8 protein-coding genes are annotated in these 9311 nt (G+C 69.0%); 5 read left to right on the plus strand and 3 right to left on the minus strand.

Going from position 1 to position 9311, the window contains the following annotated elements:
• Positions 1-2319, minus strand: a complete 2319-nt coding sequence (locus AAF430_00100; GenBank protein MEM7408617.1) for an Hsp70 family protein — start codon at positions 2317-2319, stop codon at positions 1-3.
• A 164-nt stretch (positions 2320-2483) separates the two neighbouring features.
• Between AAF430_00100 and AAF430_00105 the strand changes: the two genes are divergently transcribed.
• Positions 2484-3233 (plus strand): YebC/PmpR family DNA-binding transcriptional regulator, encoded by a 750-nt coding sequence (locus tag AAF430_00105; protein MEM7408618.1) that lies wholly within the window; start codon positions 2484-2486, stop codon positions 3231-3233.
• A 237-nt stretch (positions 3234-3470) separates the two neighbouring features.
• Here the strand turns inward: AAF430_00105 and AAF430_00110 are convergent, their stop codons facing one another.
• Both AAF430_00110 and AAF430_00115 read right to left on the minus strand, forming a co-directional pair.
• On the minus strand, positions 3471-3809 hold the full coding sequence (locus AAF430_00110; GenBank protein MEM7408619.1) for a PEP-CTERM sorting domain-containing protein: 339 nt from the start codon (positions 3807-3809) through the stop codon (positions 3471-3473).
• A gap of 51 nt (positions 3810-3860) precedes the next feature.
• A complete protein-coding gene (locus tag AAF430_00115) occupies positions 3861-4130 on the minus strand; it encodes a hypothetical protein (GenBank protein MEM7408620.1) in 270 nt (89 codons plus the stop codon).
• A 279-nt stretch (positions 4131-4409) separates the two neighbouring features.
• On the opposite strand from AAF430_00115, the gene ruvC reads away from it, so the two are divergent.
• From ruvC to AAF430_00135, 4 genes are all read left to right on the plus strand, one after another.
• Complete coding sequence (gene ruvC / locus AAF430_00120) at positions 4410-4952, plus strand: crossover junction endodeoxyribonuclease RuvC (protein MEM7408621.1); 543 nt, start codon at positions 4410-4412, stop codon at positions 4950-4952.
• Positions 4949-5560 carry a Holliday junction branch migration protein RuvA gene (gene ruvA / locus AAF430_00125; GenBank protein MEM7408622.1) on the plus strand — a complete coding sequence of 204 codons (612 nt, stop codon included), beginning with the start codon at positions 4949-4951 and terminating at the stop codon, positions 5558-5560. The genes ruvC and ruvA overlap by 4 nt, the downstream gene beginning before the upstream one ends.
• A complete protein-coding gene (gene ruvB, locus AAF430_00130; protein ID MEM7408623.1) occupies positions 5557-6609 on the plus strand; it encodes a Holliday junction branch migration DNA helicase RuvB in 1053 nt (350 codons plus the stop codon). Before ruvA ends, ruvB begins: the two co-directional genes overlap by 4 nt.
• Before the next feature lie 112 nt (positions 6610-6721).
• Positions 6722-9277 carry a protein kinase gene (locus AAF430_00135; protein MEM7408624.1) on the plus strand — a complete coding sequence of 852 codons (2556 nt, stop codon included), beginning with the start codon at positions 6722-6724 and terminating at the stop codon, positions 9275-9277.
• The last annotated feature ends 34 nt before the right edge of the window (positions 9278-9311 follow it).

Consider the following 9311-nt stretch of genomic DNA (forward strand, 5'->3'; position numbering starts at 1 on the left):
CTATTTCGCTTCTTCGTCACTTCCAGCGAGGTTCTCGGAGATGTCGCCGAAGAGCGTTCCCGCTTCCTCGGCGTCACCCACGAGCGCATCGAGCTCCGAGGCGTCCACCTCGATGTCGAGTTCGATCTCTTCGGGCTCGATCACGACGTCGTCCGCCATCGGGCTGTCGGTCGGCGTCTGCACGTCGGGCGTCGCTTCGAGGAGGTCCGGCTCGTCGGGCTGGGTCACCGCGTCGGGGTCGACATCGAGGGTCTCGCTCGGCGCGGGAGTGAGCAGGGGTGCCGGACCGCTCGGCTCGGCGTCTTCCTCGAGCGCGGCCGACGTCACGGCTTCCGACGCTTCCACCTCTACCGCTGGTGCGCTCTCGGCGCTGGGCGACAGCAGGTCCTCGTCGATCTCGAGTTCGGGCGCACCTGCGAGGTCGTCGTCGATCTCCAGGTCCGGAGCGTCGTCCGTCACGACGATGCTCGGCACCGCGGCGGCTTCGGGCTCGGGCGCGAGTTCCACTTCTTCGGCGGCCGCCGTGGGCTCCGCGACGATCGGCTCGGGCATCGCGGTTTCCGGCGCGCTCTCCATGACGGGCTCGGTCACCAGCGGCTCGGGAGTGGCCTCGGCCATGATCGGATCGCCCGGGTCGTCGTCCGGGTCCTCGCCGAACAGCTCGGCCACGGGGTCGATGGCGGCGGCCGGGGCGGCACCCTCGAGCGCGGGCATCTCTCCGCCGGGAGCGCCGTCGTCGTCGGCCTCGGCGGTTTGCACCCGGTCGGCGACACCGCGAGAGACGATGTCCCGGATCTCTCCCTCGGAGAGGCCGGACGACAGCGAGATGCGCGTCGATGCCTGCTGGCCCGTCGTCTTGTCGCTCGCCGTGACGTTCACGATGCCGTCGGTGTTGATCTCGAAGGTGACGTCGATCTGGACTTCGCCGCGGCGTCCGCGCTGGAAGCCCGAGAACTCGAACTGCCCCAGCAGCTCGTTGTCGTCGAGCTCACGGGCCTCGCCCTGGTAGACCTTGATCGAGACCGATTCCTGATCGTCGCGCGCGGTCGTGAAGACCCGCGTCTGCTCGATCGGGACCGGCGTGTTGCGCTCGATGATCGGCTCGCAGAGATCGCCGGCCACGCCCATCTGCAGGGAGAGCGGCGTGACGTCGAGGAGATAGGCGTCGCCGCCCTGATCGAGAAGGGACGCAGCATGGATGGCGGCGCCCATCGCGACCACTTCGTCCGGGTCGACGTCGTCCTTCGGCTCCTGCTGGAAGTACTCCTTGACGGCCGTACGGATCGTCGGGAGCCGGGTCGGGCCGCCGACGAGGATTACACCGTCGAGGTCGCGCGCGATCACGCCGGCTTCCTGCAGCGCTTCGTCGCAGACCTTGAAGGTCCGCTGCACCAGGTCGGAGACCAGGTTCCAGAACTCCTGCTTGGTGACCGTGCGTTCGATCGATCGCGACGCGCCGTCGGGCGTGGTCACGATGTCGGGAATACGGATCTCGACCTCGTCGTCGACCGAGAAGGCCTTCTTCGCGTCCTCGGCCGCGACCTTCAGCTTCTCGAGCGCGAAGGGATCGTTGCGGAGGTTGATGCCTTCCTTGGCGCTGAACTCGTCGGCCAGGAGGTCGATGATGCGGTCGTCGAAGTCGTCGCCGCCCAGGAAGGTGTCGCCGCTCGTGGACAGCACCTCGAAGACGTCCTCGCCGATCTCGAGGACCGAGATGTCGAAGGTGCCGCCGCCGAGGTCGTAGACCGCGACCTTCTGGTTCAGGCCCTTGCCGAAGCCGTAGGCGAGGGCGGCCGCGGTCGGCTCGTTCAGGATGCGCAGGACTTCGAGGCCCGCGATGCGCGCCGCGTCCTTCGTGGCCTGGCGCTGGTTGTCGTTGAAGTAGGCCGGGACCGTGACGACGGCCTTGTTGACCGGCTGGCCGACGCGCGACTCGCCGATCGACTTCAGTTCGCGAAGCACCATGGCGCTGATCTCGGGGAGGCTGAACACCTCCTCGCGCACCTTGATGCGGACACTGTGGTTCTCACCCTCGACGATGTCGTAGGAACAGATCGCCTTTGCCTTCTTCACTTCTTCCGAGAAGAAGTAGCGGCCGATCAGGCGCTTCGAAGACGAGATGGTGTTGGTGGGGTCATGGATGACGTTCGCCTTGGCGGCGTTTCCCACCGTGATGGACCCATCGGCGCCGAGGTTCACCACGCTCGCGGTGGTGCTCTCGCCGTAGGCGTTGGGGAGGACCTCGACCTTGCGCTTGCGCGCTACGGCCACACAGGAGTTGCTGGTCCCCAGGTCGATTCCGACCGCGATCTCCGCCATTGCTGCTTCTTGCCCCCGCACTCGCTACCGCACGTTCTATCGGCCAGAGGCAGCTTGGGCTGGAGTGCCCCGTCCCTGCTTCGGAGGGGGGCCCGGGCTGCCGGAGGGTGCTTGGAGCACCTGGGGGCTCGTGCTAAACCCCGAGTGCTTTCAGGGAGTTGCGTATGTCCGGCCATTCGAAATGGTCCACCATCAAGCGGAAGAAGGGCGCTGCGGACGCGAAGCGCGGGAAGATCTTCACGAAGCTGATCCGCGAGATCGCCACGGCCGCCCGGATGGGGGGAGGAGACCCCAACTCCAACCCGCGGCTGCGCCTGGCCATCGACAAGGCCCGCGGCGCGAACATGCCCAAGGACAACATCGAGCGGGCCATCAAGAAGGGCACCGGCGAGGGCGAGGGCGAGGCCTACGAAGAGGTGGTGTACGAGGGCTATGGCCCTGGGGGGACCGCCATCTACGTGGAGACCCTCACCGACAACAAGAACCGGACGGTCGGCGAGGTGCGCCACGTGCTGACGAAGCACGGCGGCAACCTCGGGGCATCGGGCTGCGTCGCCTATCTCTTCGAGAAGCGCGGGGTCCTGACCTACGACGCGGACGGCGTGGATCTCGACTCGCTGATGGAAGCGGCTCTCGAGGCCGGCGCGAACGACGTCGTCGAGTCGGGCGAGTTGATCGAGGTGATCGCCGCACCGAGCGACTTCAGCGGGGTCAGCGAGACGCTGCGCGGCGCGGGCTTCGAGCCCGCCGATGCGGGGATCACGATGCACCCGAGCACGACGGTGGATCTGAGTGGGTCCGAGGCCGAGACGATGCTGCGGGTGGCGGATGCGCTCGACGATCTGGACGACGTCCAGAACGTGTATGCGAACTTCGATATCTCCGACGAGGAGATGCAGCGGATCGCCGGGTAGCGGTCGCCCCTCCTCTTTCGCGGGGGGCGCGGGCGCTCTGGGGTTTCCTCCGCGAAATGGCTCGCGGGGGGCTCTGGGGCGTGGCGGTGCGTCTCGGCTGGGGCACCGCGGAGACGACGAGTCGCGTTTCCTGCTGCGCTGAGTTTCGCTGCGGAAACCCCAGAGCGCCCGCGCGCCTGTCGGCGCGGGGCGGACGCCGCTACGCGGCGTCTTTGGGAGGGAGGGGTGGGTGCCGCGCTACGCGCGCCGGCGCAGCGCCAAGGCGGCGAGGCCGGCGGTGAGGAGGAGGGCGGTGCTGGGCTCGGGGACGGGCGTGAAGCTGAAGCGGTAGCTGCCGCTGACTAGTCCCGAAGCTCTCCGACCCAGCTCGATCTCACTGAGGGCAGAGAAGTCCACCTCCACGACCTCACGAAAGATCGTCGGTGAGTCGCCACCCAGATGGACGAAGTTCAAGACCGTCTGTCGGTCGAAGAGGAACCGTGCCGTCCAGAAGACCTCGCCGGAGAGCTCGCCTTCGAAGAGCCACAGCGTGGGCTCGCGGGTCCGGAAGAAGATGTTCAGCGACGACTCGGCCACCAAGCCGCGTTCCTGCAAATGGAGCGACCCCTCGCCGCGAAACCCCTGCTCCTAAATGAAGGAACGCTGTTCCGCGGACGCGTCGGTGTTGCCAACGGATTGCTCGAACAATCCAAGCTGGCGTCGCGCGACCGCCGAACGCTTCCGCTCGAACTCGGTGTCCTCACCGTTGGGCCCACATCCGGAGCACGTCTCGATCGTCGTGGCCGAGACGGTCCGAGTGCTGCTGTTGAGCAGGAAGCCGGGCGACGCGGCCTGGGCCTGCGCCGCGAGGGCCAAGAAGAGTCCAACCGTTCCGATCGCCGTCCAAAGAGGCCGCATCGCGCACTCCTTCGGGCCCCGAAAGCGAGGGACGCCGGGGCTCTCCCTGGAGTGGTTGCGCGCGCGTGATCGTGTCGGCGGTGGCCCGCTGGGGGCGCCGCGAGCCGCGGACGGGCCCGGCACGGCCGGCGGGAGTTCGGCTACTCTGCCGAGGCGCGGTCACCCTCCCGCGCGCATCGCTGGCGAGCCCGATTCTCCCGCTTCGGCGCGGGCTCGCGGGGTGAACGTCCAATCGACGGCGAACGCGACATCGGGGGATCCGGGCGGCAGCTGCGGATCCTGGGGGTCGATCCCGGCTCGCAGGCGACCGGCTACGGCGTGATCGACGCGCTCGGCGGCGACGACCTGCGCTGGGTCGCGCACGGCGTCTTGCGCCCGGGAAAGACGGTGAGTCTGTCGTTGCGCCTCGGGAGCCTGGCGACCGAGCTCGGGGGGCTGATCGAGACCTACCGACCCGACGTGGCCTGCGTCGAGAACGTCTTCGTGTCGGCGAGTGCGCGCTCGGCGCTGGTGCTCGGTCAGGCCCGCGGCGCTGCGCTGGTAGCGCTCGGTCAGGCGGCCGTGCCGCTCGTCGAGTACGCCCCGGCGAAGATCAAACAGAGTGTGTCCGGCAGCGGTCGGGCGCCGAAGGCCCAGGTGCAGCGGATGGTGAAGCGGTTGCTCGCGCTGCAGCGCACGCCGCCCACCGACGCGGCCGACGCCCTCGCCGCGGCGATCTGTCACGCCCAGGCGGGACGCCTCGAAGCCCTGCCCCGGGTGAAGCGTCGGCGGCCGCGCACCGGCGCGTTTGCGGGTCGGGTGCGGGTGAGGCGCGCGCCGTGATCGCGCGGCTCGAAGGTGTGCTCTTCGAGAGCACCCCGACGCGGGTGATCCTCGACTGCGGCGGCGTGGGCTACGAGGTGTTCGTGCCGCTGTCGACGTTCGGGGCGCTCCCCGACGAGGGGAAGACCGTCGCGCTCCGCGTCCACACCCATGCGCGCGAGGGCGCGATCCAACTGTTCGGCTTCGCGACCGTCGCCGAGCAGGTTGCGTTCGAGTTGTTGCTCCGCGCGAGTCGCGTTGGTCCGAAGCTCGCCCAGACCGTGCTGTCGGGCATCGAGCCCGTCGACCTGCTCGAAGCCATCCGCTCGGGGAACGCGGCGCCCTTGCGCGCCGTGCCCGGCGTCGGGACGAAGATGGCCGACCGCATTCTCGTGGAGCTGCGCGATCGCGCCGATGAACTCGAGGCCGTGCTGCGGGCCAGCGGTGGCGAGCCCCGCGCGACGCCCGCGCCGGAAGCTGCGCGCGAGCAGGCCCTGTCGGCGCTCGTCAACCTCGGCTATCCGAAACCGAAGGCCGAGCGCGCCCTCGAAGAGCTCGGGGCCGAACTCGATGCCGAGGCCGACGTGGAGCAGTGGGTGCGCGGGGCGTTGCAGAGGTTGGCGCGATGATCGACACCGGGACCGAGCGGGGCGACCTGTCGCTCCAGGCCTTGCCGGGCGAGGAGCCGCTCGAGGAGCAGCTCCGTCCGCGGAAGCTCGACGAGATGATCGGCCAGGATCGACTGCGCGAGAACCTCGGCGTCTTCGTTCGCGCCGCCCTCGACCGCGGCGAGTGCCTCGACCACGTCCTCTTCCACGGGCCGCCCGGACTCGGCAAGACCTCGCTCGCGGGCGTCGTCGCCGGCGAGCTCGGCGCGCCCCTGCGTACGACCAGTGGACCCGCGATCGAGCGCCCGGGCGACCTCGCCGCGCTGCTCTCGAACCTCGAGGGCGGCGAGGTGCTGTTCATCGACGAGATCCACCGGCTTTCCGCTGCGGTGGAAGAAATCCTGTATCCCGCGATGGAGGACTTCCAGCTCGATCTCCTGATCGGGCAGGGGCCCGGCGCGCGCAGCATGCGTCTCGATCTGCCCCGCTTCACCCTGGTGGGCGCCACCACGCGGGCCGGTCTCCTGACCTCGCCCCTGCGCGACCGCTTCGGCTGGACCGCACGCCTCGAGTACTACCCGCCCGGCGATCTCGAGCGGATCCTCGCGCGCTCGGGGCGGGTGTTGGGCGTCGAGCTGGCGCCCGAGGCGTCCCGCGAGCTGGCCCATCGTTCGCGGGGAACGCCGCGCGTGGCGAACCGGCTGCTGCGCCGCGTGCGTGACTTCGCCGAGGTCGAACTCGGCCGCGGGGAGCCCGTGACCGGCGAGCTCGCACGGTTCGCGCTGGAGCGCCTCGACGTCGACCGAGCCGGCTTCGACCGCCTCGACCGGTTGGTGATGCACACCCTGGTCGAAAAGTTCGACGGCGGTCCGGTCGGCCTCGAGACCCTCTCGGCGGCGGTCGGTGAGGACAAGGGCACCCTCGAGGACGTGGTCGAGCCCTACCTGATCCACCAGGGATTCCTGGCCCGGACCCCGCGCGGCCGGGTGGCGACGCCGCGTTGCTACGGCCACCTCGGCCTGGCCGTCCCGGACCGACCCGCCGCGGTGGGTCAGCCGAAGCTCTTCTAGGGCCCGAGGCCCCCTCCGCTCGCCCCAGAAGCCTTCGTTTCGCGGCCCCCGCCCCCTCAGTTCGCGGCCCCGGAACGCCGATAGAACAGGGGACTTCCAGCGAGGGGTGCGCGTGGGCGCCGTCAAGGCCGTATTCAAGTTCTGTTTCGCCCTGGTCGGGCTGGCGCTGCTGTTGGCGGGCGGGCTGGGGTTGGCTGTCGCCTACGCCCCGGACACGCCGGGCCTGGACGCCGCGACCGACGTCTTCACGGGATTGCTCGGGCCGATGCTCGCTGCGCTCTCGCTCGGCTGGTCGGCCAGCGAAGTCATGGACGCGCTCGTCGCAGTGCCGCTGCGTTACGTCGTGGGGCCGCTGGGCCTCGTGTTGTTGATCGGCGCGATGCTTCCAGGCAAGAAGAAGGTCGTCGAATTCGACGAGGAAGAGGGTTCCCAGCAGCCGGACAAGCGGGCACTGAAGAAGGCGCGCAAGGAAGCGAAGAAGATCGCGAAGCGCGGTATGCCCGAAGAGGCGGGCGAGCTCTGCTTCGCGGTCGGTCTGATGGACGACGCGGCCGTGTTCTTCGAGCAGGCGGGCGATCTCCAACGCGCCGCCGAGATCCGCCACGATCAGAACCGCTTCCTCGATTCTGCCGAGCTCTATTCGAAGGCGGGTCAGCACGAATCCGCCGGTGCGATCTACGCTCAGCAGGAAGCCTGGGAGAAGGCGGCCGAGGCGTACACCGCCGCCGAGAACCTGAGTGTCGCGGCCGAGATGTACGAGAAGGCCGGCGCCGACCGGAAGGCCGCCGAGTGCTTCGAAAAGTGCGACTTCCCGCGCCACGCGGCGAAGGCGTACATCCGCTGCGAAGACTGGCTCGCCGCGGCGCGCTGCCTGGAACAGGTGATGGCCGAGGAAGGCACGGGCCATGTGAACGACCCGAAGAAGGCGGCCGAGTACGCGAAGCTCGTTCGCATGACCGGCAACCTCTACGAGCGCGCCGGCCAGTTCGATCGGGCGCAGGCCGTGCTCGCCAAGGGCGGCGCCAGCATTCCCGCTGCCGAGCTGGCCGAGAAGGGCGAAGACTGGGAGCGCGCCGGCGAGCTCTATCTCGAAGGAAAGGACGCCGAGCGGGCGGCCGCGGCCTTCGAGAAGGCCGGCGAGGCGGACCGCGCCGCGCGCATCCTCGCCGAGTACTACCGCGATCGCGGCGAGAGCGAAGAAGCCGCGCTCCAGTTCGAGAAGGCGGGCGAGCTGCTCGAGGCGGGCGATCTCTACCGGTCGATCGAGAAGTTCAGCGAAGCGGGGGCCTGCTACGAGCGCTTCGGCGACGGAGCCCAGGCCGCCGAGATGTTCTCGCTGGCGGGCGACCGCCAGCGCGCGGCGGCCAACTACGAGAAGGCCGGGCACTACTCGGAGGCCGCCGAGCTCTACGCCCTGGCCGGGGACGCCGAGCGCGAAGCCGAACTCCTGGAGCAGGCTGGGGACTGCCTGAAAGCGGGCCAGATCCACCTGGAGGCCGGGCGCATCGAGGAAGCGATCGGCGCCCTGCAGAAGGTCACGGCCGAGGAACAGAACTTCTCCGCGGCGGCCGCGCTGCTGGGGAAGATCTTCCGCGAGCGCGAACAGTACTCGCTCGCCATCGCGAAGCTGACCGACGCTGTGGCCGGGCGCGAGATCGATCGCGAGAGCCTCGACGCGTTCTTCTGTCTCGCCACGGTGCACGAGGCGAGCGAGAACTGGAACGAGGCCCACGAGCTCTACGAGAAGATCCTCGCCTTCGACTACCACTACGAGGACACCGCGGCGCGTCTCGAAGCCACGCGCGCGAAGCTGACGCTCCAGTCCGAGACCCAGGGTCCGGTGAGCGGAGGCGGCGGTCCGACCGGCACCTCCGGTCGCTACATCATCCGCGGCACGCTCGGACGCGGCGGCATGGGTATCGTCTACAAGGCGGAGGACACGGTCCTCGACCGCGTCGTCGCCTTCAAGGTGCTGCCCGAGTCGCTGAAGGAGAACCCGCAAGCGCTCAAGAACTTCCTGCGCGAAGCGAAGCACGCGGCCCAGCTGAACCACCCGAACATCGTCACGGTGTACGACGCGGGCGAACAGGACGGCGTCTACTACATCGCCATGGAGTACGTGGACGGCAACACGCTGAAGGACATCATCAAGCACCGCGGCAAGATCGCGCCGCGCGGGATCGTCCACGTGGTGTCCCAGATGGCCGAGGCCCTGGCCTACGCCCACGAGAAGAAGATCGTCCACCGCGACGTGAAGACCGCGAACACGATGTGGACGAAGGACCGCAAGGCGAAGATCATGGACTTCGGTCTGGCGAAGGTGATCGAGGAGGTCCGCAACCACACGACGGTGATCTCGGGCACTCCCTACTACATGAGCCCGGAACAGACGCTCGGGAAGAACGTCGATCACCGCTCGGACCTGTACTCGCTGGGCGTCTCGGTCTTCGAGATGGCCACCGGCGAGCTGCCCTTCACCGAGGGCAACCTTCCGTATCACCACGTCCACACGCCCGCGCCCTCGGTACGGGAGATCGACGCCGAGGTCCCGGACGGGATCGCCAAGGTGGTCGAGAAGTGCCTGCGCAAAGACCCCGCAGAGCGCTATCAATCGGCCCGCGAGATCCTGACCGACCTGCGGCAGCTCTCGGAGGGCTCCGCGGGGTGATCGGGTGCCGCGTGTGACGAATTCGTCACGCGCG

This window comes from Myxococcota bacterium (genome assembly GCA_039030075.1).
Classification (GTDB): Bacteria; Myxococcota_A; UBA9160; order UBA9160; family SMWR01; genus JAHEJV01.

Coding starts and splice junctions, on each gene's coding strand:
- AAF430_00115 (MEM7408620.1), bottom strand. CDS start 4,130: ATGCGGCCTCTTTGGACGGCGATCGGAACGGTTGGACTCTTCTTGGCC.
- ruvB (MEM7408623.1), top strand. CDS start 5,557: ATGATCGACACCGGGACCGAGCGGGGCGACCTGTCGCTCCAGGCCTTG.
- AAF430_00100 (MEM7408617.1), bottom strand. CDS start 2,319: ATGGCGGAGATCGCGGTCGGAATCGACCTGGGGACCAGCAACTCCTGT.
- AAF430_00105 (MEM7408618.1), top strand. CDS start 2,484: ATGTCCGGCCATTCGAAATGGTCCACCATCAAGCGGAAGAAGGGCGCT.